Raw genomic sequence first — 21,259 nt, forward strand, 5'->3', positions numbered from 1 at the left:
ACAAGGATTCAAATTCGTATAAAAACGTTGGATTCCGTAATAAAAATTATTTTTGTCGCTATACATTCAATTCAGCCCTTGCATGGACGCAGAAATTAAGTCAGCCAAAACCGAAATTCTTGATCATAAAAATGCCGAAGCCGAACTGGGCGGAGGTCAGAAGCGCATCGACGCCCAGCATAAAAAGGGGAAACTGACCGCCCGCGAGCGCATTGCCCTGTTGGTCGACGAAGGTTCGTTCGAGGAAATCGGCAAGTTCGTCATGCACCGCACCCGCGATTTTGGGCTGGACAAGGAACACTACCTCGGCGACGGTGTGGTGACGGGTTACGGCACCATCCACGGGCGACTGACTTACGTTTTTGCCCAGGATTTTACGGTTTTCGGGGGTGCTCTATCAGAAACGCACGCCGAGAAGATTTGCAAGATCATGGATTTGGCCATGAAAAACGGCGCGCCGGTGGTCGGATTGAACGATTCGGGGGGCGCCCGGATTCAGGAGGGCGTATTGTCGCTGGCCGGATATGCCGATATTTTTTACCGCAACACGCTGGCTTCCGGCGTCATTCCGCAGATTTCGGCGGTGATGGGGCCGTGCGCGGGCGGGGCGGTTTATTCCCCGGCCATCACGGATTTCATTCTGATGGTCGAAAATACGTCTTATATGTTCGTGACCGGGCCGAACGTGGTGAAAACCGTGACCCACGAAACCGTGACGGCAGAGGAACTGGGTGGAGCCAGCACGCACAGCACCAAATCCGGGGTCACGCATTTTGCCTGCGCCAACGAACTGGAGTGTGTCCAGTACATCAAAAAGCTCTTGAGCTACGTTCCGCAAAACTGTGAAGACGACCCGATTCGGTTGCCGTATGAACCGGCGGACGAAAACCGCCCGAAACTGAACGCGATCATTCCCGAAAACCCGAATCAGCCGTACGACATGCGCGAGGTGATCGAGGAAATTGTCGATGCCGACAGTTTTTTTGAAGTCCACAAAGCGTTTGCCGAAAACATCGTCGTTGGTTTTGCCCGGCTGGCGGGGCGCAGCATTGGCGTTGTTGGCAATCAACCGGCGATTCTGGCGGGGGTTCTGGACATCGACGCCAGCACCAAAGCCGCCCGGTTTGTGCGGTTTTGCGATAGTTTCAACATTCCGTTGCTGGTGCTGGAAGACGTCCCCGGTTTTTTGCCCGGCACCGATCAGGAGTGGAACGCCATCATTACGAACGGCGCGAAATTGCTTTATGCTTTCTGCGAAGCGACGGTTCCGCGTGTGACAGTGATTACCCGCAAAGCCTACGGTGGGGCCTACGACGTGATGAATTCCAAGCACATCGGGGCCGACATGAACTACGCCTGGCCGACTGCCGAGATTGCCGTCATGGGCGCAAGCGGGGCCGCCGAGATCATTTTCAAGCGCGAAATTGCCGAAGCCACCGATCCGCAGGCTCGTTTGCAGGAGAAGGTGCTGGACTACACCACCAAGTTTGCCAACCCCTACCGGGCGGCACACCGGGGCTATATCGATGAGGTGATTTACCCCGAGCAAACCCGTCAGAAACTGATCCGCTCGTTTCAGATGCTGGAAAACAAAGTGGCGACTTTGCCGAAGAAAAAACACGGGAATATTCCGTTGTAAATCGAATCGTTTAGCGAAATGGAAAAGCAGCATTTAACCTACTTCAAGATTGAGAATTTCAAGCGATTCGATTCGTTTGAAATGTCCAATCTGGGGCAATTTAATTTGATTGTTGGGGATAATAATGTAGGGAAGACGTCGGTTTTGGAAGCCTTGTGTTATGATTCTGATATTACTAATCTGGCATTGAGATATCTGTACTCTACTTCAATCAGGGAGGGGAAAATTCCAGAATATACAGAAGTTGATATGAATAATTTTTCTTCAATTAATACGTGGGAAAGACTTTTTAAAGAAATTAACAAACCAATTGTGATTAGATATTTAGAAGTATCACATAATAATGAATCAATATACAATCTTAAATATAAAATTTCTAACCAGCTAACACTGAAAGAACGAAGCTATATAAAAGATTTTTTTTTATTAAAATCTGCTCCAAAGGCTTGGTTATCATTATCAAAAATAAATGATGAACACGGTGATTTTAATATGCTTCCAGCTTACTTTGAAGGAATATATATAGATACAAACGGCAACGATAAAAGTAGCGTGTCTTTTATAACTGCTAGTCAAAATTATGGACAAGACTTAGTCGATTTTTATTATTCGTATATAAATGGTGATAAAGATAGTATAAAATCTTTACAAGATAGCTTGAGGAATTTCATTACAGATTTAGAAGAAGTTAGAGTTCATAAATACAGCAATGGTTCAGAAATATTGGGTGTTTTTCTAACGAAAAGTAATGATTTTTACCCTATTACTAGGTATGGAGATGGATCAATTCGTTTTGTTAGGGTAATAATTGAAGTAATTCTCTCAAAAGGGAAAAGAATAATGATAGATGAAATGGGGTCTGGAATCCATTTTTCACGTCTAAAAGATTTTTGGAGAATTATTATTGAGCTTTGCTTTAGGTATCAAGTCCAACTTTTTACCACAACTCACAGCCTAGAATGCCAGCAAGCTTTCATTGAAGCTTTGCAAGATGACGACATGAAACAATTTCAGGCCGATGCTCGAAACATTACGATGTTCGAAGACAAAGAAGGTCAAGTCAAGTCGGTTACATATACATTTGAGGAATTTGAGTTCTCTATTGAGAATAACATAAACACCAGAGGAGGACGCCGATGATTGCTGTTCAATTTTTTGTGGAAGGAATCAGCGACCGTAAGTTTCTGAAGGATTTAATGAAGCATTGGTATGCGGTGGAATTAGGGAATGATGATATTGAGGTATTGGAGGGAAAAGATGCACTTAGGTCCGTCGAAAAATTGAAACGATTGCGTCCTAGTTTTGAAACCAATCTGAAACAGGGTGTTCGCAGTATTGTCATTCTTGATGCAGATAGTGATTTTGGGAATAGGAGAGACGAAACGGCTGAATTGGCTGCCGAGTTTATTTTTGATTTTTATCTTTGGCCCAATCATACCGATTCAGGCGATCTAGAATCCGTACTCGAGAAAATATACAATCCATCGAATCACGATTTCTTTGACTGCTGGCGTGGTTATGAAAGTTGCTTATTGGCTTCCGGAAAATATACAACGCCCAATCGCAAAGCCAAGATTTTTGCTTACTTGGAATCATTGCATGGCTCATCAAAGAGCCAGAAAGAACTTTTAAAGGAAGAAAAGCGGGATTTCTTAAATGAAAAGCTTTGGAATTTGGACGCCAGTCAACCGGTTTTATTGAATTTGAAGGTTTTCCTTGATCGTTTTTTTATCGGATAACCAGCATCAAGCTCCGGCTGTTTCTAACATTCAACCCACCCAACACCCGCCAAGGAAACCCATTCCCCATTCTCAAGCCCGTTTAACGCACTTTTGAGTAAAGCGTGTTAAAATTTACGACCGTTTAGGAAAAAAAATCTACCATTCATGGGGGGAATCAACCATTTGGGTGTCATACCGGTAGTTGCAGTAGATACGGGTTCAAAAAAGAGTAGTAGATTTGCCACGAAAAAACGGACGCAACTACGTGCAACTGACTGATCAGGAATTAATTCATGCGATACGACTGGGCGACGAACCCGCGTTTGAGGCCGTGTTCCGGCAGCATTACGCACCGTTGTGCCAGTATGCCCGCACATTCCTGCACGATTGGGATGATGCTGAAGAAGCGGTGCAGGCGGTTTTTCTGGCGGTTTGGGAAAAACGCGACACCCTGGAAATTACGGTTTCGCTGAAGTCGTATTTATACCGTTCGGTACACAACCGTTGTTTGAACCGCATCCGGCATTTGTCGGTGCAGTCGGAACACCGCGAGCAGGCGGCTTATGAGGTCGAGATGTACCAGTCGTCGGCGGAAGCGCCCATGCAGTCGTTGATTGCCGGCGAGTTGTCGGATCGTTTGCAGGTGGCCATTCAGCGGTTGCCGGAACAATGCCGGCTGATTTTTTCAATGAGCCGGTTTGAAGAGATGAAGTACCAGGAGATTGCCGACCAACTCGGGCTTTCCATCAAAACCGTGGAAAACCAGATCGGGAAAGCCCTGCGCATTTTACGAACCGAACTGGCGGATTATCTGCCGATTTTGATGGTGCTTTTTTTAAATTAAGCAGGTAGAGGAGAGACAAGAGAATATAGACTAAAAAAACGGTTCATTCACTGAAAATCATTTTATCTCTAATCTCATGTCTTGAGTCTTTACTCCAAAAAATAAATGCCTGATCAACCCGAAAACCGAATCGACGACGACCTGCTGGGGAAATTCCTGGCGGGGGAGACCGATGCTGCCGAGTCGGAACGGGTTCAGCGCTGGCTGGATCAGGACAACTCCGAACGTCAGGAATTCGACCGCTTCGAGCGGATTTGGGATACGGCCGGGAAACTGAGCCAGAAAGCCCAATCGCCGTCGATTCCGGTCAATACCGATGCGGCCTGGCAGAAAATGCGGGGCAAAATGCGGTCTTCGTCTGAAACGGAGGATAAACTCAGCCCGACAAAACCGGTCGAAGCCCCGCCTGATCCCGTCATAAAACCGTTGCTCGTTACGCCGGTTCGGAGCAACCGGACCAGTAGCTGGTGGCAATCGCCGGTGTGGGCCGTGGCTGCAACGGTGGTTTTGTTGTCGGGATTGCTGTGGTTTTTTACGAAAGAAACCGAAACCGTTCCGGTGGCTCAGGTGGCCGCCGTAACCGCCGATCAGAAAATTGAGAAAATTCTGCCGGATGGCAGCCGGGTTTTTTTGAACCGCGACAGTAAGCTCACCTATCCCGAGTCGTTTGCCGACGATAGCCGCGAGGTCCAACTGACCGGCGAAGCCTTTTTCGAGGTCAAACCCGACCCAACCAAACCCTTCCGGATTCAGGTTCGCAATACCACCGTTCAGGTGTTGGGAACGTCGTTCAGCATCCGGGCGTATACAGCGGACGTGCGGGTGGCGGTGCGAACCGGAAAAGTGAAATTTTCGACCAAAACGAAAGAGATTACGCTGGTCAAAGATGAACAGGCGGTTTTCGACGCAAAGAAAGACACCCTCATCAAATCACTGCGGTTCGACGCCAATACATTGTCCTTCAAAACCGGGCGGCTGGTGTTTGACAAAGAACCCCTGAGCAACATCATTGCAACATTGAATGAAGTGTATCATGCTGATATTCACTTGGCAAACAAAGAGTTTGGCAAGTGCCCGTTCAACATGAATGTTACGAATGAAAATCTGGAATTTGTGCTGTCTTTGACCGAGGAAACAACTGGACTACACATTCGACGAGAAGGAAATCGGGTTATTCTCTACGGCAAGTCACCGTGCCAGTAATGGTTTTATGTGTCTGCCTGCATAGGGGTAACGACTTTTCAGGGTGTCTTCAACCCAAACGTACCATTGACGATGTACCCAATCCGTATCTTCTTCTTGCTGATTTTCTGTGGTTTACTGCATAAAACCGTTGCCCAGTCGACTCCACCCCTCGAACGGGTCGTTTCGGTCGATTTTACCAACGAGCGAATCGATAATGCCCTGAAAATAATCAGCAACAAAGGACAGTTTTCATTTGCCTACAATGTCGCGCTGATCAATCCCAACAGTACGCTGAGTCTGCGGACCACCAACTCCGTCCGCGCCTTGCTGAACCAGATTTTTCGGGGAACCATCACCTACAAATCACGCGGGAACCACATCATTCTGCAAAAAGCGGAGCCGCCCGCCGAGGCACCCAAAAGTTTCATTCTGGACGGGTATATCACCGACCGCCAAACCGGGCAACGGGTCAGTCAGGTCAGTATTTACGAAAAAACCACGCTGGCGTCCACCGTTTCGAACCCGTACGGCTATTACCGCATCAAATTGTCGACCGAAATTCCATCGGTGCGGCTGGAGGTTCGCCGGAAATATTATTTCTCCGAAACCGTCTCCATCAACGCCCGGCAAACGCATAAACTCGACATTGGAATGACGCCCCTGCCTTCGCAAACGGCGCTGCAACCCATGACCGTCCGGACGTCGATCGACACCACGCGCCCGACGCCCATCCTGGCGCAGCCGGTCGCCGTGACCATCCCGGTTGATTCGACGCCCGCGTCCCGCACCAACACGCCCGGCCCCACCATCTGGGACCGCAGCAAGTCGGTGCTGGAAGAAACCAGAAACGATTTTGCCGACTGGTTTAAAACGACCCGGCAGGCCGTTCATGACGCCAACCTGGCGGGTGACACCATTCACCGCGACATCCAGTTTTCGCTCTTCCCGTTTGTGGGCACCAACCACACGTTGAGCGGGCGGGTCATCAACCAGTACTCATTGAACCTGGTCGCCGGGTATTCGCTGGGCGTTACCGCCTTGGAAGTGGGCGGATTTATGAACCTGGTTCGGGGCGATGTCGGTGGGGTACAGGTAGCCGGTTTTGCCAATGTCGTGGGCGAAAACCTGAGTGGGGTACAGGCAGCCGGTTTCTTCAACGGGGTGCGGGGCGAGGTGCTGGGCATTCAGGCGGCCGGTTTTGGCAACACCGTTATTGGAAACGTGCAGGGCATTCAGGCGGCCGGTTTTTACAACATGACGATGGGCAAAATGTCCGAAAGTATTCAGGCGGCCGGTTTTGGCAACATCGTTGGCAACGACATGAGCGGTTTTCAACTGGCGGGCTTCACCAACATTGCCGCCCGCTCGATGACGGGTTTTCAGTTGTCGGGGTACGGAAACATAACCGGTGGTAACATGGCGGGTTTTCAGTTGGCGGGCTTCACCAACATTGCCGTGGGCGAACTGTCGGGCTGGCAGCTCAGCGGTTTTCTGAACTACGCGACGAAGGTGGTCCGGGGTCACCAGATTTCGTTGGTCAACATCGCCGGTTCGTCGGAAACGACACCCTTTGGTCTGTTCAGTTACGTTCACCGGAATGGCTACCGGCGGCTGGAGATTTCGACGGACGAGGTGATGACCACCAACCTGACTTTCAAAACCGGCGTACCGCGGTTCTACAACATCTTCACCGGCGGCTCTAATTTAGGCGTAACCGGAAAACCGCTCTGGAGTCTGGGCTACGGCCTGGGAACGGCGGTGGACTTGAAGCGGGGCTGGATGCTGAATTTTGACCTGACCGGAAACGTACTGAGCGCGGATGATCAGTTCAATTGGGGCGAGTGGAATACGCTGGTTCGCCTGAACATGGGCATCGAGAAAAAACTGACTCGGGGCATTGCCCTCGCCGTTGGGCCTTCGGTCAATTTATACCTGAGTGACTACACCCGCGCCAAACCGGCCACACGCTTCGATGTGCCGCTCTTCAACAATTCCAGCAACATGGTGAATACGTTTTCGACGGGCTGGGTCGGTTTTCAGGCGGCTTTGCGGTTTTGCAACCGGTAACGTCTATTTTATCCAGAGCTTCGTTTTCACAACCTGTTGAATAATCGGCTCCCGGTAATTTCGGCTGATGGGAATGCGGTGTGATTGAATCACAATCTCATTCCCATCGATGGCTTCAATTTTATCGATGGAAACAATGTAGGATTTATGCACCCGGATAAATGATTTCGAGTCTAACGGAAAAAGGCTCTAAAGAAGAATTGGAGCGGATTCGGAAAGACTGAACGGGAACGTCGAAAAATAGAGATAGTCTTGTTAGGAATTTTCCGGCTTTCACTAAGAGAACGCCAGCCCTCGTAAAGATGGATGGTTTGGGCATCATTTAGATTCTATTTTTGACAGAACCCCCCGATGACTGCCCGGCTTTTTTGGAAAAACGAATGAAAAACGGGGTCAACGCTATAAAATAGACCCGTATGAACCTGTTCAGAGTGCGCAATATCATCCATAAAAATAAACGACTAGTTTTTCTTTTGTGTTTTAGTCTGTTGTGGATGGTTTTTCCGGGATTTGGGCAAGAAGTTACGTTAAAGGAAGCGATTCAAAAGGAACACGAAAGTTTGAAAGTCGAGACCGGAAGTTATGCGGAAATGGTGGCGTATAGTGGGGGAGCAATCAAACCGATTAGTCTATCGATGCTGCCCACGTTAACCGATTCATCGAAAGCCAAAGACAAACCTATTATCCTTTATTTCTTTGCGGATTGGGATCTGTATTCGCATAAAATGCGCAAGGAAACTTTCCGGTATAAGAATGTCAGTGGTTTAGTTAACCAGGAATTTTATTTTGTAGCCTTGAATGAGAAAACAGATGTTGCTAAAAAGCTTTACAAAACGATTACAGGGACTGAGCTAAAATCATTTCCAATGACCGTCTATTTGAATCCAAAAAAGAACTATTCCTTTCAATATCCCGGCTATCAAACGGATCTTATTTATATCAGTAATCTTTTCAAAATAAAGAAAGTTGGCTATACAAAAATAGATAATCGGATTTTAAATAATTTAGGAAAATTGTTTAAAAAAGATTTTAAACTCGCTTATACGATGTTCGATGAACTTGAAGCATTTAAGCAGTTATCGGCTGTTGAAGAAATTTCAAAAAATGCAAAGAGCTTATCGGAAATAGAAGAAGCAATCGATGATGCGCTTTACACTTTAAAAGATGAGGAGTCGTTTGACCGCTTTTTAAAACATGCCGGGTTTGTAAAATTTGCTTCCACGCTTTCCTATGACCAGAAAGACTCACTCCGAACGGATGAATACGTTTCGTTGGATACCGTGAGCCGATCTGTCCTGACAGCGGCAGTAGTATTTAGAAATTTACGCCATTCCTTGAACATAACACCGGGTAGCAAACAGGATAAAAATATTCAAACCTACATGGCTAAGCATCTTATTATGGTCGGTATACCGACCTCTATTCGTAAAACAATTGAAGAGTACTGTAAGAAGAATATGACGTTGACAGAGTCTAAAGAAAATAAAGAAATGTATTATCAGGCGGTTCGGGAAAAATTGTCAATCGATTCGGAAAAAGGACTGATTTATAAAGCCGGTTTCTCAATCTTGTTGACGAAAGATAATGTACTGATTCAGTATAATTAAGCTAGTTAGCGTCGGTTTGGTAAAAATAAATGTACCCAGGGCATAGGGGAAAGGTCGTAGATAGCTGTCATGACGGCATACCTACAACAACAAATCCTCATGCACGTTCGTACCTTACTACTCGTCTTTCTTTTGGGTGTTTTCCTGCAAAATGCCCACGCCCAAACCTACACACAAACCATTCGGGGAACCGTTGTCGACCAAAGCCTGCAAACCGCCCTGCCCGGCGCAACGGTTCTTATTCTAAACTCCAACCCGCTGAAAGGAATCACCACCAACGCCGACGGATCGTTTCGGTTGTCGCAAATTCCGGTAGGCCGACACAGTTTAAAAATCACGAGCCTGGGCTATAAAGAACTGATTTTGTCGAACATCTTGGTCGATGCCGGGAAAGAACTGGTGCTCAACGTGGCCCTCGAAGAAGCCATTGTGACGGTGAACGAAGTGACGGTTCGGCCGCAAATCGAGAAAGACAAACCGCTGAACGAGATGGCCGCCGTGAGCGCCCGGACGTTCTCGGTAGAGGAAACCCAGAAGTTTGCGGCCGCCGTCAACGACCCGGCCCGGATGGCGACGGCCTACGCCGGGGTGGTCAGTGCCGACGATGGCAGCAACCTCATCGTGATTCGCGGCAACGCGCCGACCGGGTTGCTGTGGCGCATGGAAGGCGTCGAAATTCCGAACCCCAACCACTTCGCCAACCTGGGGTCAGCCGGGGGCGGTATTTCCATCCTGAGTGCCCAGCTTCTGGCCAATTCGGACTTCATGACGGGTGCTTTCCCGGCCGAATATGGCAATGCACTCTCCGGCGTGTTCGATTTGCGACTGCGGAAAGGCAACAATGCCAAACGCGAACATACCATTCAGGCGGGTGTTCTGGGGCTCGATGTGGCGAGTGAAGGGCCGTTTTCCAAAAACTACAAAGGGTCGTATCTCTTCAATTACCGGTATTCGACCCTGGGCTTGTTGTCAAAAATAGGCGTCAATATTGGCGGAGCGGCCAATGTTTTTCAAGATATATCCTTTAATCTATACCTTCCGGCGGGGAAAGCGGGCAATTTTACGGTCTTCGGTTTTGGCGGTCTGAGCAACAGTGACCTGGACGCTGTGAAAGATTCGACAAAATGGAAGAATGATTATGAGCGTTACAACGACCATTTTTTTGCCAAAACCGGTGCCGTTGGTGCTACGCACTCGATCAGCCTTAGCAAAAAAGCCTTTCTCAAAACCGTTGCGCTTTTCTCGGGCTACCAAACCGGTTACGAAAATGAATCGCTGGAAACCGGGTATGTGCCGCTGCTGCAAATGCGCGAAGCCTACCGCATCCGGAAACAAATTGCGTCGTCCACCCTGACTTATAAATTTAACGCGCAACACACGCTGCGCGCCGGTGTGACAGGTTCAGTTCTGGGCTTCAATCTGGAGCGGAAGGAGCGGCTGGAAGGGCAAAACGCGCTCACCACGCAAATTCAGACGGACGATCAGACGGCCACGGTGCAGGCCTACGGGCAGTGGAATTACCGCATGACCGAAAAACTCACGTTCAACGCCGGGCTGCATTACCTTCGGCTGATGCTCAATAATACCGACGCTTTGGAACCCCGCGGATCGGTGCGCTGGGCGTTTGTGCCGGGTCATTCGGTGAGTTTGGGCTACGGATTACACAGTCAGATTCAGAACCTGGCGACCTATTTTGCGGCCCAACCGGCGGAAAATGGTGCACCGACCAACCGGAATCTGGGCTTTACGCGCTCGCACCACCTGGTGTTGGCCTACGACTGGCTGCTCAATGAGCACCTGCGTGTAAAAGCCGAATCATATTACCAGTCGCTGTTTAACATTCCGATCAGTGCCGACACGAAGGACGCTTTTGCGATGGTGAACAGCTTCGACGGACTGACCACCGACCGGCTTGCGAACAAAGGCGTTGGCAAAAATTACGGTCTTGAACTGACGCTGGAGCAGTTTTTACACAACAACGTCTATTTTCTGCTGTCGTCTTCGCTTTACGATTCCCGTTATCAGGGGTCGGATGGCATCTGGCGCGACACTCGGTTTAACGGCAAATACGCCTTTAGTTTTCAGGGCGGAAAGGAGTGGGTGCTGGGCGAGTCGGGCCGGAATGTGCTGGGATTTAATTTGAAACTGACTTATTACGGCGGTTACCGAACCACACCCATCGACATTGCCGAGTCCATTCGGAAACAGGAGACGGTGTATGTTGACAGTCAGTCGTATACCCAAAAGTTGCCCAATTATTTCCGGACCGATGTTCGGCTGAGCTGGAAGCGAAACCGCCCGCATTCAACCCGCACGCTGTCGCTGGACCTTCAGAATGCAACCAACCGGCAGAATATTTTCGGGCAGTATTTCGAACCCCGGACCGGCCAGATCAAAACCAGTTACATGACGCCCCTGATTCCGGTTTTGAGTTACCGGGTGGCGTTTTAAAAAATACCGCTTCAAAAAACGGTCGGCAAGATGGGAATTGTCGGCCGTTTTTGTTTGGTTTGGTATTTACACCCCTAAATCCCCTGAAGGGGACTTTTTGCATCTGGATTGTACCGGTCCAAGTCCCCTTCAGGGGATTTAGGGGTTAATAGACCTAATTTATAAATAAGCAAATGACTGAATCCAGTAAAAATTTCCTTTATACCTACCTCAACAATGCCTCGCCCACGGGCTTCGAATCGTCGGGACAGCAAATCTGGCTGGACTACCTCAAACCGTATATTGATGAGTACATTGTCGATACATACGGAACCGTCGTTGGGGTAATCAATGGAACAACACCCGCCGATCAGACACCTTACAAAGTCGTGATCGAAGCGCATTCCGACGAAATTTCGTGGTTTGTTAACTTTATTTCCGACGACGGCTACATTTACGTCCGGCGCAACGGCGGTTCCGACGCCCTGATTGCGCCGTCGATGCGGGTGAATCTGCACACGGCCAACGGTCAGGTGCAGGGCGTTTTCGGCTGGCCGGCCATTCACGTGCGTGATTTGGCGAAAGACGTGGCTCCGAAAGTAACCGATCTGTTCATTGACGTGGGCGCCCTCACGAAAGATGAAGTGCTCGAAATGGGCATTCACGTCGGGACGGTTTGCACCTTTGCCGAAGGACTTTTTGAGCTGAACAACCGGTATTACGTGGGTCGGGCACTCGACAACCGGATGGGCGGTTTCATGATTGCCGAAGTGGCCCGGCAGTTGAAGGAAAACGGCGTACAACTGCCTTTTACCCTGTACATTGTGAACGCCGTTCAGGAAGAAATTGGCCTTCGCGGTGCCGAAATGATTGCCCGGCGGTTGAAGCCCGATCTGGCCATCATCACGGACGTGACCCACGATACACAGTCGCCCAAGTACGACAAAAAGGAGCAGGGCGACCTGAAAGCCGGGGGCGGCCCGGTGATTTGCTACGGCCCGGCGGTGCAGAACAAGGTGCGGGACTTCATCATTCAGGTGGCGCAGGATAAGGAGATTACCTTTCAGCGTCAGGCGGTCAGCCGTTCCACCGGAACCGATACCGACTCGTTTGCCTATGCCGCCGAAGGCAGTGCTTCCGCCCTGATTTCTTTGCCGCTCAAATACATGCACACGACGGTTGAAACCGTTCATATGGACGACGTTCAGGCGGTGATCAAGCTGATTTACGAAACGTTGCTGGCAGTCAAAGGAAATGAAGACTTCCGGTATTTGAAATAACGCGAACGATGGGATTATTGGCCGCGTAGCGGACTGATGTTTCCGGTGATTCGTTTTGCTACAAACATGTTGTACCTCTGGTACTTAATAAGCTTGTGGTTAATGAATAAATCTCATAGCTCGCGTTAAGATAAGTACACAAACGCTACAGTCGGCCGGTTGGAATTACCTAACCGGCCGACTGTGTTTTAGTTGATGATACTGGCGGGGTCATTCAGGGTGACATACGCGCCATTGTAGGCGGCAAACACGCCGTAGCCACCGGCAATGTTGGAAAACAACACCGTCGGTTCCACAAAATACTGCCCCTGGTTGGTAAACTGCTCCCGCAGGGTAGTGTGGTAGCGGTAATAATTTTCGTCGGTCGTCAGCAGCCCCACCCGAATCCGGTTGGTCCGGGTGATCGTGTTCGGTGCGGTGAGCAGCGAGTGCGAACCGGTCATGAGTCGCTCCACGCCAGCGCGGCCGGTTTCGCGGTCGACAAAAAACGTGGGCCGACCCAGCCGGTTTTCCAGAACGCGCCCGGTGCCTTCTTCCCGAATTTCCTGATCGATTTCCGCCCAGCCCCGGTAATAATTGGTTTGGTTTTCAACGGTTTTTTTATCCGGTGAATTCCAGAAAATCGTCGTGGTGTAATTGGTCAGGGCCGCATTGGCGCTGTTTCGGGTGACCACGGAGTCGAGGGCGATTCGGCTGACAGGAACGGCGTGGGGGACGGTGGCTTCGGCCGTCACCCGGCGGTTTCCGGTCATGCTCACCGTCAGGCGGTAGGTCACGCCCGCCCGGATGGAAAACCGCCCCTGGGGCAATGCGCGGTAATAATTCAGCTTGTCGTCATAGATCAACTGAATGGTTCGGGTGCTGTCGCTCAGGAACACCACCGCATCTTTCACCACCAGCGATGGCGCAAAGGAAGACACAATCTGGGGTTCCGACATGGCAATTTTGGCCGCCAAAACCGTGTCTTGCGGAGAAATAAAACAGATTACGTTGGGTTTGGTCACCCGATCGATGGGCAGGGCATCCACAGACAATTCATCGACCGAGCGAATGCAGCTACCCGTCAAAACGATCAGAAACAGGGCGAGGAGTGGGCGCATCGGTTTTAAAAGGAAATCAGGTAGTTGAGCGATGGAACAAACGTAAACAAAGCCACCCGACGGAGTGAAAGCTGCCCGGCGGGATTGATCATCAGGTTGTACGAAAACGGATTCCGGCGTCCGTAAGCGTTGACGGCTCCCAATTCCACCCGGTGTTTAAACCGGCGACGCCCCAGATCCGCCTGGAAATTGACGTCCAGCCGGTGGTTGGCTTCGGCCCGGAAATTGCTGAAAGACGTCCTGACCTGCACCAGCGGTGATTCGGTTCCAAACAGTTGTTCCGTTGGGGTGATAACGAGATCCGCCTTGCCGAGCCCCAGATGACCGAAACTGGGAACGCCCGAAACCGGCACCGAAAACGGGTTGCCGGAGCTGAACGTCCAGGCCGCCGACAACCGAAACCGGGGGCTGAACGTATACAAGCCGGTGACCGAAACGCTGTGACGGCGGTCGTGCAGGGGATAAAACGCGTTGCCGTTGTTGAGTTCGGGAAATTGCCAGCGCGTCATCGACCAGGTATAGTTGAGCGATCCGGTCAGGCGTCCCGAGCGGGATTGCAGCGTCGTCTCCAGTCCGGATGCCTGGCCATTGCCAGCGGTGATGTTGCGCTCCCAACTGACTTCGCTGGCACGAACGGCACTGGTGATGCCGATGAAATCCGCGCCTTCCTGGTAACTGATGACGTGGCGCATCCACTTGCGGTAGCCTTCCACGGTGAGTTGCCAGCGTGGGTTGAAATCGTGGATGAACCCGAGCACGGCCTGCCGCGACCGCTGCGGTTTGATGAGGTCGGTGGCCGGCACCCACAAATCCGTCGGCAACCCCAGGCCCGTGTTGGACAGCAAATGGATGAACTGGTTCATATCGGAAAAGGAAGCCCGAACCGCCTGCTTTTCCCGAATCTGTACGGCCGCCGAAACGCGCGGTTCAGCCCGCAGGAAGGCTTTTTGCCGGATGCGGTATTGGGTGATGCGACCCCCGGCGCTGAGTTTGATGCGTTTGCCGAGGTTCCAGTGGTCTTCGGCGTAGGCGGCTGTTTCAACTGATTCGGTTTTTTCCAGACCCGACTGGTTGCCGAGGGCCGAGAGCGTGACAACCTGGACACCATTGAGTCGATACGCCCGAACGGTATTGATCAGCCCGAACTGGAGGTGGTGGTGGGCGGAGGGGAAGTAATCAAAATCAGTTTTCAAAGTCAGATCCGTGATGCCATCGAAATACCGCCACAAATCCGTGGTTTGCCCGGAGGTTTCGCCTTCGGTGCTGATGTTTTTTCGGTGGGTTTCAAAGTTGTATCGGCTGAAAACCAGCGCGGTATTGCTGAATAATTTTTCGGAAAACAGGTGATTCCAGCGCAGGTTTCCGGTCTGGTTTTGCCACGTCAGCACGTTCACCCAGCGTTGCGTCCGGTTCAGGCTGTCGCCACCGCCGAAGTAATTCCGTCCGAAATACCCGCTGAGATACAGTTTGTTGCGCCGGTTCAGATCAAAATTTATTTTCGCGTTGATGTCGTAGAAATTGGCCCGCCAGGTGGTTCCGGTATAATCCTCGATGACCGAAGCGACGAAGTCACCCAAAACCGGGCTGAGGTTGGAGCGCCGGGCCGCCAGCAGAAACGACGCTTTTTCGCGGATCAGCGGGCCTTCGAGCAAAAGCCGGGAAGCCACGATGCCCGTTCCGACCGCGCCATGCCACTGCTGTTTGTTGCCTTCGCGCATGGTCATGTCGACCACCGACGACAGACGGCCCCCATACCGGGACGAAAAACCGCCTTTTTGCAGCGTAACCGTTTGCAGCGCATCAGCGTTGAAGGCCGAAAAAAAACCGAACAGGTGATTGGCGTTGTAAACCGGGGCCTCGTCCAGCAAAAGCAGATTCTGGTCGGCACCGCCCCCGCGAACGTGCAGGCCGACCTGACCACTCAATCCCGGCTGAATACCCGCCATGAATTGCAGGGTTTTCAGGACATCTTTTTCACCCAGCAAGGCCGGGGTGTTCCGAATCTGGAGGGCCGGGAGCGTCAACTGGCCCGTTTGCGATGAACTGAACGCCCGCGCCCCGGCGGTATTGGTCAAAACCACTTCGTCCAGCAAGGTGTTGGATGTCAGCTCAATATCGAGTGAAACCGAGCCGGAGAGGGGCAGTCGCCGGTAAAATCGCCGGTAGCCCACCATCGAAACCACCAGTTCCACGGTGTCGCGTTCGGCGATGGTCAGGGAATAATACCCGTACGGATTGGTAGTGGCTACGGTTTTGTCGACGTAAACCGTAGCCCCGTTCACCTGCTCCCGACTCCCTTTTTCCCGAACAAATCCGCTGATGGTAAACCGTCGCACAGGCGTCTGGCCGGTGGGCTGGGGGCGGGGGAATGGGCGGGCTTCGCGTTCGATCAGGTAACAGTCGTCGACCCGCCGGAAGGTCAGGCCGGTTCCCGACAGGGCGGTTTCCAGCAGGGTTCGGGTGTCGGCTTTCCACGGGATCGGAGCCGTTACCCGGATGGTTTTCAGCAGCTTTTCATCATATAAAAAATACGTTCCGCGTTTCTGGTTCAGGCTCTTCAGGAAATCTTCCAGGGCCAGACCCGACTGCGCACGGGTCTGCGTTCCGGTCAGCAGTGACCCGATCAGTAAACCGCATAGCCCAATTCGGAACGGTTTGTCGGCAAACCTGAAAATCTGTCGCAGCACCTTCACCGGTTCAGCAAATAGGCGTCTCCCTGTCTGGTTATTTTCAATTGATGATAAACCGCTAGTGTATTCAGTACTTTATCAGGGTCTTTCAGCGGTAAAATACCGGAAAACCGCCGACTACCGGCCGTGGCGGAATCGAATCGAACGTCAATCCCGAACTGCTCTTCCACCTGCCGAACCGCTTCCGGAAGGGTGACCTCATCAAAAACCAGTTGATTTCGAAGCCAGCCATTATAGCGTTCTGCCGAGACTTCCCGACTGGTTAGCTGGCCGGTGGCGGGGTCAAGTTCGGCCAGTTGTCCTGGCACCAGCGTCAGGGCCGGGCTGCTGTCGGAACCGCTGACCTGCACTTTACCCCGGTTCAACACCACGCGGTTGAGGTCGCTGCGGCTGGTCATGGTAAATTCGGTGCCCAGAACCTCCACCGTGAACGCGTTTTTGCTGTGTACCCGAAACGGCACATTGACTTCCAGATGGCGGACCGAAAAAAAGCCTTCGCCGGTGAGCGTTACGTCGCGGTTTGCGCCGGATGCCCAATGCCGCCGGTGGCTGAGTTCCGAATGGCTGTTGAGCGTAACGGTGGAACCGTCGGGCAGGGTAATCGTTTTCTGCTGGCCGTAATCAGTCTGGTACGAAACCGTCTGATTCTGCCAGAGCCAGTAGCCACCCAATCCCAGCATGACCAGAATAGAAGCGGCTGCGACCCACCAGCCGGTTTGGAAACGGGTTCGTACGGGTTGAAAATCGACGATGGTGGGGGCGGTGTCCGCCTGTCGATCGGCCAGCAGGGTTTTCAGTTCCTGCAAGGATGCTTCCAGGCCCGGTTTGTGGCCACTGAGCACACTGTGCAGCCGTTCGGCTTCCCGAAACGCCGGGAGGTTGCCCGGTTTTCGACGCTGCCATTCCGTCCAGTAGGCTGTTGCCGCCGGGTCGGTTCCCTGTCGGTAGGCAACAAAACTATCATCGAGCAAAAAGTCGTCGGCCGTGTAAAGGTCGTGGTTCATTGCGTTCATCGACATCCCGAAAGAGGACCGGGGGTGTTAAATTCAGATAATAGTACGCCGAAGTAACGAAATCTCACAAACCCAGCAGTGAAAAAATGAGCAGCCATAGCGGTACCAGACTCCGTTTTTCTTTCCGATTCAGCGTCTGTCGCAGCAGTTTCAAGGCCGAGGACAGCGTGTTATAAACCGTATTGATGTTCATGCCGGTGGCTTCGGCAATTTCCTCATTCCCCTGATTTCGGAAAAACCGCAGTTCGATGAGTTGCCGCTGCCGGGGTGTCAACTGGCTGAGGGCCTGCTGGAGCGTTTGCTGAAGATGCTGCTGTTCCTGCGCCTGAACGATCACCTCCTCATAAGGCGGTTCGTAGCCTGGTTCGCGTCCGGTCAGCTCCGTAAAACGATCTTCCCGGTTAAAGTCCTTCAACAGTTTCCGGCGCAGGGCTGTGATGAGGTACGACCGGACGTTGCTGACTACCGGTAGCTTCTCTCCACGTTCCCACAATTCCAGAAACACCTGATTGATGGCGTCTTTGGCCACGGTGGCCGAAAAACCAAAGTAGATGCCAAAATTTAGTAAGTCGTTGTAAGTCAACCGGTACAGTTCGCTCAGGCTGGAATCATCGCGGTTGCGAAGACCCTCCCAAAGCGATGGTGGTATTTCCGGTACAGGACTGGGCATACGGCAGAACGGTTTGCTGGGAATTGATTACTGGCTGTAACGGATTGATGAGCCAAAATGTTAGCTGCGATTTGCTTATAAAGCCCCGTTCCCCTTTAGGGCAGGGCTGTTAAGTTCTGGAAATTAGGATCGTTGAAGTTAGCAATATCGATCCGTTTTTCGCCCCCAACCCCCTAAAGGGGGCTAAAACATCCGGATTTCGAAGCCCCCTTTAGGGGGTTGGGGGCGAAAAACGGAAGAACTTAACAACCCTGCCCTAAAGGGGACTTGGACGCACCTTAATCCGGATGCCAAAAGTCCCCTTTAGGGGAACGGGGCTTCAAGGGTAAAGCGAATTTTTTTTGAAAAAAAATCAAAAAAGTTTTGTGAGAAAGCTGCTTGCCTCCGCACTATGGTTCGAAAGCAATCCAAACACCTCCAAAGGTCGATTGCGGAGTTTTTCAACACACAACTTTTAAACTGTTTATGAAACGTAATCCATCCATTTTTCGAAAATTCACCCGCCTGAAGTTTGTTGTAGCCCTGTTGGTAGGTTCAACGTTACTTTCAATGACGTCCTGCAACAATGACGACGATGAAGAAACACCGGCACCCCAAACCATCACTGATATTGTTGTCAACACGGCTGATTTTTCCCTGCTGGAAGCTGCCGTAGTGCGCGCCGGACTGGCCGAAGCACTCAGAACAGGATCGCTGACGGTTTTTGCGCCAACGGATGCGGCTTTTCAGGCGGCTGGATTTGCCGATGTAGCCGCGATCAATGCGGCTCCGGTAGCAACGCTGCAAGCGGTTTTGCAATACCACGTCATCGGTCAGCGGACGGCTGCGGCTGATATCCCGACGGCGGCCAACACGGCGGTGCAGACGCTGGGCAACAGCAATGTGTATATTACCAAAACCGCTTCGGGCGTTTCTGTCAATGGCGCACGGGTAACGCAGGCTGACGTCTCCGCTTCGAACGGCGTCATTCACGTCATCAATAAAGTGCTGATGCCGCCCACCCAGAACATCGTGCAACTGGCGCAGGGCAATCCGAACCTGAGTTTGCTGGTGGCCGCGGTCACACGCGGAGGTGCACCGGTTCTGAATGCCTTGACGGCTGCGGGACCGCTGACGGTGCTGGCCCCCACCAATGCCGCCTTCCAGGCTGCCGGTTTTGCGGATGCGGCTGCGATCAATGCTGCGCCGGTTGCCACGCTGACCAATATTCTGACCTATCACGTTATTGCCGCCCGGGCTTTTTCTACTAACCTAACCGATGGAGCCGCCGTTACCACGGCTCAGGGAACCACCGTTCGAAGCAACGTATCCTCTTCCGGAGTAAGTTTTCTGGGAACTGGAAACGCCAATCAGGCTTCGAACGTGGTTTCTGCTGACATTGTGGCTACCAACGGCGTCGTACACGTGATCGACCGGGTGTTGCTGCCTTAAGTTTAGTTGATTCTGTGGGGATAATTGTATACGGACAACCGGATCTGATCGGTTGTCCGTTTTCGTTTGGCAACAGATTAAGTTTCTACGCCAGAATGGGTTTGACCACTTTCCCGGCCACATCGGTCAGGCGGTAGCGTCGCCCCTGGAATTTGTACACGAGTTTTTCGTGGTCAAGGCCCAGCAGGTGCAGAATGGTAGCCTGTAAATCGTGAACGTGGACCGGCTCTTTCACGATGTTGTAACTAAAATCATCGGTCTGGCCATACGTCATTCCCTTTTTAATACCGCCCCCGGCCATCCAGATGGTGAAGCAACGCGGGTGGTGGTCGCGGCCGTAATTGTCTTTGGTGAGCTTCCCCTGCGAATAATTGGTGCGGCCAAATTCGCCACCCCAGATCACCAGCGTATCGTCCAGCAAGCCCCGCTGTTTCAAGTCTTTCACGAGCGCAGCCGTTGGCTGATCGACCGAATCGGCCATGATTTTGATGTCTTTCGGCAAATTACCGTGCTGGTCCCAGCCCTGGTGATACAACTGAATAAACCGCACATCTTTCTCGGCTAATTTACGGGCTAACAGGCAGTTGGCTGCGTAGGTGCCCGGTTTTCGGCTTTCGGGGCCGTACATATCGAAAATGTAATCCGGTTCTTTGGAAAGGTCGAGCGTTTCGGGAACCGACGTTTGCATCCGATACGCCATTTCGTATTGCTGCATCCGGCTGTTGAGTTCGGGATCCAGCACGTGTTTGTACTGATCTTCCGTCAATTTGGCGAGGTAATTCAGCATGGTTCGCCGGGAGGTTTTGTCGACGCCATCCGGGTTGTTCAGGTAAAAAATCGGATCGGGACCCGACCGGAACACCACCCCCTGGTGGGTGGAAGGAATGAAACCGTTGCTCCACAATTTGGCATACAGCGGCTGGTCTCCACTGCGCGCCCTGGACAGCAGCACGACGAAAGCCGGCATGTTTTTATTTTCCGAACCCAGCCCGTAACTCACCCACGAACCCATCGACGGACGTCCGCCAATCTGGTTGCCGGTCTGGATAAAGGTCACGGCGGGGTCGTGGTTGATGTGTTCGGTGTGCATGGATTTGATGAAACACAGGTCGTCTACCATCGTACTGTGGTGGGGCAGCAGTTCACTGACCCACGCCCGGCTTTTCCCGTATTGCGCGAATTTATACACCGATGCCGCCAGTGGAAATGAGCTTTGCCCCGCCGACATGCCCGTGAGCCGTTGGCCCTGCCGCACCGATTCGGGCAGGTTTTGGCCCCACATCTGCTCAAGTTTCGGTTTGTAATCAAACGTTTCCAGTTGCGACGGTGCCCCACTTTGCAGCAGATAAATCACCCGTTTGATCTTGGCCGGGAAATTGGGCAAATCCAGACCGGCACCCGCACTGGCTACGGCATTTTGGGGCAACAGGGAAGAAAGTGCGGCCGCGCCGAGACCCAAACCGCTACTTTGCAGAAACGTCCGGCGGCTCATCTGGTCGTGTAATTCGTCTTTGAAATTGTTCATGGCTTTAACCCAGTCAGCGGTCGGAGACCCTGACTGCGGTTTACTGGTTCAATATTA

At 51.7% G+C, this 21,259-nt stretch carries 15 protein-coding genes and 1 pseudogene; 10 read left to right on the top strand and 6 right to left on the bottom strand.

Annotation, left to right across the window (positions count from 1 at the left end; genetic code table 11):
* The first annotated feature begins 82 nt into the window (after positions 1 to 82).
* The 6 genes from DUE52_RS04585 (at position 83) to DUE52_RS04610 (ending at position 7,456) form a co-directional block, all read left to right on the top strand.
* Positions 83 to 1,639 carry an acyl-CoA carboxylase subunit beta gene (locus DUE52_RS04585; protein WP_114404786.1) on the top strand — a complete coding sequence of 519 codons (1,557 nt, stop codon included), beginning with the start codon at positions 83 to 85 and terminating at the stop codon, positions 1,637 to 1,639.
* An 18-nt stretch (positions 1,640 to 1,657) separates the two neighbouring features.
* Entirely contained in the window at positions 1,658 to 2,779 is a 1,122-nt protein-coding gene (locus DUE52_RS04590) for an AAA family ATPase (protein ID WP_114404787.1), read from the top strand.
* A complete protein-coding gene (locus DUE52_RS04595; RefSeq protein ID WP_114404788.1) occupies positions 2,776 to 3,378 on the top strand; it encodes a DUF3226 domain-containing protein in 603 nt (200 codons plus the stop codon). The genes DUE52_RS04590 and DUE52_RS04595 overlap by 4 nt, the downstream gene beginning before the upstream one ends.
* A gap of 220 nt (positions 3,379 to 3,598) precedes the next feature.
* Positions 3,599 to 4,204, top strand: a complete 606-nt coding sequence (locus tag DUE52_RS04600) for an RNA polymerase sigma-70 factor (protein WP_229312062.1) — start codon at positions 3,599 to 3,601, stop codon at positions 4,202 to 4,204.
* Between the two features lie 105 nt (positions 4,205 to 4,309).
* Positions 4,310 to 5,407 carry a FecR domain-containing protein gene (locus DUE52_RS04605; RefSeq protein ID WP_114404789.1) on the top strand — a complete coding sequence of 366 codons (1,098 nt, stop codon included), beginning with the start codon at positions 4,310 to 4,312 and terminating at the stop codon, positions 5,405 to 5,407.
* Positions 5,408 to 5,479: 72 nt separating this feature from the next.
* Entirely contained in the window at positions 5,480 to 7,456 is a 1,977-nt protein-coding gene (locus DUE52_RS04610; RefSeq protein WP_133299759.1) for an STN and carboxypeptidase regulatory-like domain-containing protein, read from the top strand.
* Between the two features lie 3 nt (positions 7,457 to 7,459).
* Here the strand turns inward: DUE52_RS04610 and DUE52_RS04615 are convergent.
* A pseudogene (locus tag DUE52_RS04615) lies at positions 7,460 to 7,621 on the bottom strand (LytTR family transcriptional regulator DNA-binding domain-containing protein); the annotation flags it as partial.
* A 251-nt stretch (positions 7,622 to 7,872) separates the two neighbouring features.
* Between DUE52_RS04615 and DUE52_RS04620 the strand changes: the two are divergent.
* The 3 genes from DUE52_RS04620 (at position 7,873) to DUE52_RS04630 (ending at position 12,773) form a co-directional block, all read left to right on the top strand.
* Positions 7,873 to 9,063, top strand: a complete 1,191-nt coding sequence (locus DUE52_RS04620) for a thioredoxin family protein (protein ID WP_114404792.1) — start codon at positions 7,873 to 7,875, stop codon at positions 9,061 to 9,063.
* 99 nt (positions 9,064 to 9,162) lie between these two features.
* Positions 9,163 to 11,514, top strand: coding sequence for a TonB-dependent receptor (locus tag DUE52_RS04625; RefSeq protein WP_114404793.1), 2,352 nt, complete (start codon positions 9,163 to 9,165; stop codon positions 11,512 to 11,514).
* 173 nt (positions 11,515 to 11,687) lie between these two features.
* Positions 11,688 to 12,773 (top strand): M20/M25/M40 family metallo-hydrolase, encoded by a 1,086-nt coding sequence (locus DUE52_RS04630; protein WP_114404794.1) that lies wholly within the window; start codon positions 11,688 to 11,690, stop codon positions 12,771 to 12,773.
* Between the two features lie 188 nt (positions 12,774 to 12,961).
* On the opposite strand, the gene DUE52_RS04635 is transcribed toward DUE52_RS04630, so the two are convergent.
* The 4 genes from DUE52_RS04635 to DUE52_RS04650 form a co-directional block, all read right to left on the bottom strand.
* Complete coding sequence (locus DUE52_RS04635; protein WP_114404795.1) at positions 12,962 to 13,873, bottom strand: DUF4249 domain-containing protein; 912 nt, start codon at positions 13,871 to 13,873, stop codon at positions 12,962 to 12,964.
* Positions 13,874 to 13,878: 5 nt separating this feature from the next.
* Positions 13,879 to 16,566 (bottom strand): TonB-dependent receptor, encoded by a 2,688-nt coding sequence (locus tag DUE52_RS04640; RefSeq protein ID WP_114404796.1) that lies wholly within the window; start codon positions 16,564 to 16,566, stop codon positions 13,879 to 13,881.
* On the bottom strand, positions 16,563 to 17,567 hold the full coding sequence (locus DUE52_RS04645) for a FecR family protein (protein ID WP_165840864.1): 1,005 nt from the start codon (positions 17,565 to 17,567) through the stop codon (positions 16,563 to 16,565). The genes DUE52_RS04640 and DUE52_RS04645 overlap by 4 nt, the downstream gene beginning before the upstream one ends.
* Positions 17,568 to 17,640: 73 nt before the next feature.
* Positions 17,641 to 18,246, bottom strand: a complete 606-nt coding sequence (locus DUE52_RS04650; RefSeq protein ID WP_114404798.1) for an RNA polymerase sigma factor — start codon at positions 18,244 to 18,246, stop codon at positions 17,641 to 17,643.
* A 465-nt stretch (positions 18,247 to 18,711) separates the two neighbouring features.
* On the opposite strand from DUE52_RS04650, the gene DUE52_RS04655 reads away from it, so the two are divergent.
* The gene (locus tag DUE52_RS04655; protein ID WP_114404799.1) at positions 18,712 to 19,677 is read left to right on the top strand and encodes a fasciclin domain-containing protein; all 966 of its coding nucleotides are present in this window, start codon (positions 18,712 to 18,714) and stop codon (positions 19,675 to 19,677) included.
* A gap of 85 nt (positions 19,678 to 19,762) precedes the next feature.
* On the opposite strand, the gene DUE52_RS04660 is transcribed toward DUE52_RS04655, so the two are convergent.
* A complete protein-coding gene (locus DUE52_RS04660; protein ID WP_114404800.1) occupies positions 19,763 to 21,202 on the bottom strand; it encodes a DUF1501 domain-containing protein in 1,440 nt (479 codons plus the stop codon).
* Positions 21,203 to 21,259: the final 57 nt, after the last annotated feature.

Origin of the sequence: Larkinella punicea (genome assembly GCF_003334855.1) — a bacterium.
Classification (GTDB): domain Bacteria; phylum Bacteroidota; class Bacteroidia; order Cytophagales; family Spirosomataceae; genus Larkinella; species Larkinella punicea.

Excerpts from the sequence above, each read along its gene's own strand:
- DUE52_RS04630 (WP_114404794.1), top strand. The coding sequence starts at position 11,688 with ATGACTGAATCCAGTAAAAATTTCCTTTATACCTACCTCAACAATGCC.
- DUE52_RS04595 (WP_114404788.1), top strand. The coding sequence starts at position 2,776 with ATGATTGCTGTTCAATTTTTTGTGGAAGGAATCAGCGACCGTAAGTTT.
- DUE52_RS04585 (WP_114404786.1), top strand. The coding sequence starts at position 83 with ATGGACGCAGAAATTAAGTCAGCCAAAACCGAAATTCTTGATCATAAA.
- DUE52_RS04655 (WP_114404799.1), top strand. The coding sequence starts at position 18,712 with ATGAAACGTAATCCATCCATTTTTCGAAAATTCACCCGCCTGAAGTTT.
- DUE52_RS04645 (WP_165840864.1), bottom strand. The coding sequence starts at position 17,567 with ATGAACCACGACCTTTACACGGCCGACGACTTTTTGCTCGATGATAGT.
- DUE52_RS04620 (WP_114404792.1), top strand. The coding sequence starts at position 7,873 with ATGAACCTGTTCAGAGTGCGCAATATCATCCATAAAAATAAACGACTA.
- DUE52_RS04660 (WP_114404800.1), bottom strand. The coding sequence starts at position 21,202 with ATGAACAATTTCAAAGACGAATTACACGACCAGATGAGCCGCCGGACG.
- DUE52_RS04590 (WP_114404787.1), top strand. The coding sequence starts at position 1,658 with ATGGAAAAGCAGCATTTAACCTACTTCAAGATTGAGAATTTCAAGCGA.
- DUE52_RS04610 (WP_133299759.1), top strand. The coding sequence starts at position 5,480 with ATGTACCCAATCCGTATCTTCTTCTTGCTGATTTTCTGTGGTTTACTG.
- DUE52_RS04635 (WP_114404795.1), bottom strand. The coding sequence starts at position 13,873 with ATGCGCCCACTCCTCGCCCTGTTTCTGATCGTTTTGACGGGTAGCTGC.
- DUE52_RS04625 (WP_114404793.1), top strand. The coding sequence starts at position 9,163 with ATGCACGTTCGTACCTTACTACTCGTCTTTCTTTTGGGTGTTTTCCTG.
- DUE52_RS04650 (WP_114404798.1), bottom strand. The coding sequence starts at position 18,246 with ATGCCCAGTCCTGTACCGGAAATACCACCATCGCTTTGGGAGGGTCTT.
- DUE52_RS04605 (WP_114404789.1), top strand. The coding sequence starts at position 4,310 with ATGCCTGATCAACCCGAAAACCGAATCGACGACGACCTGCTGGGGAAA.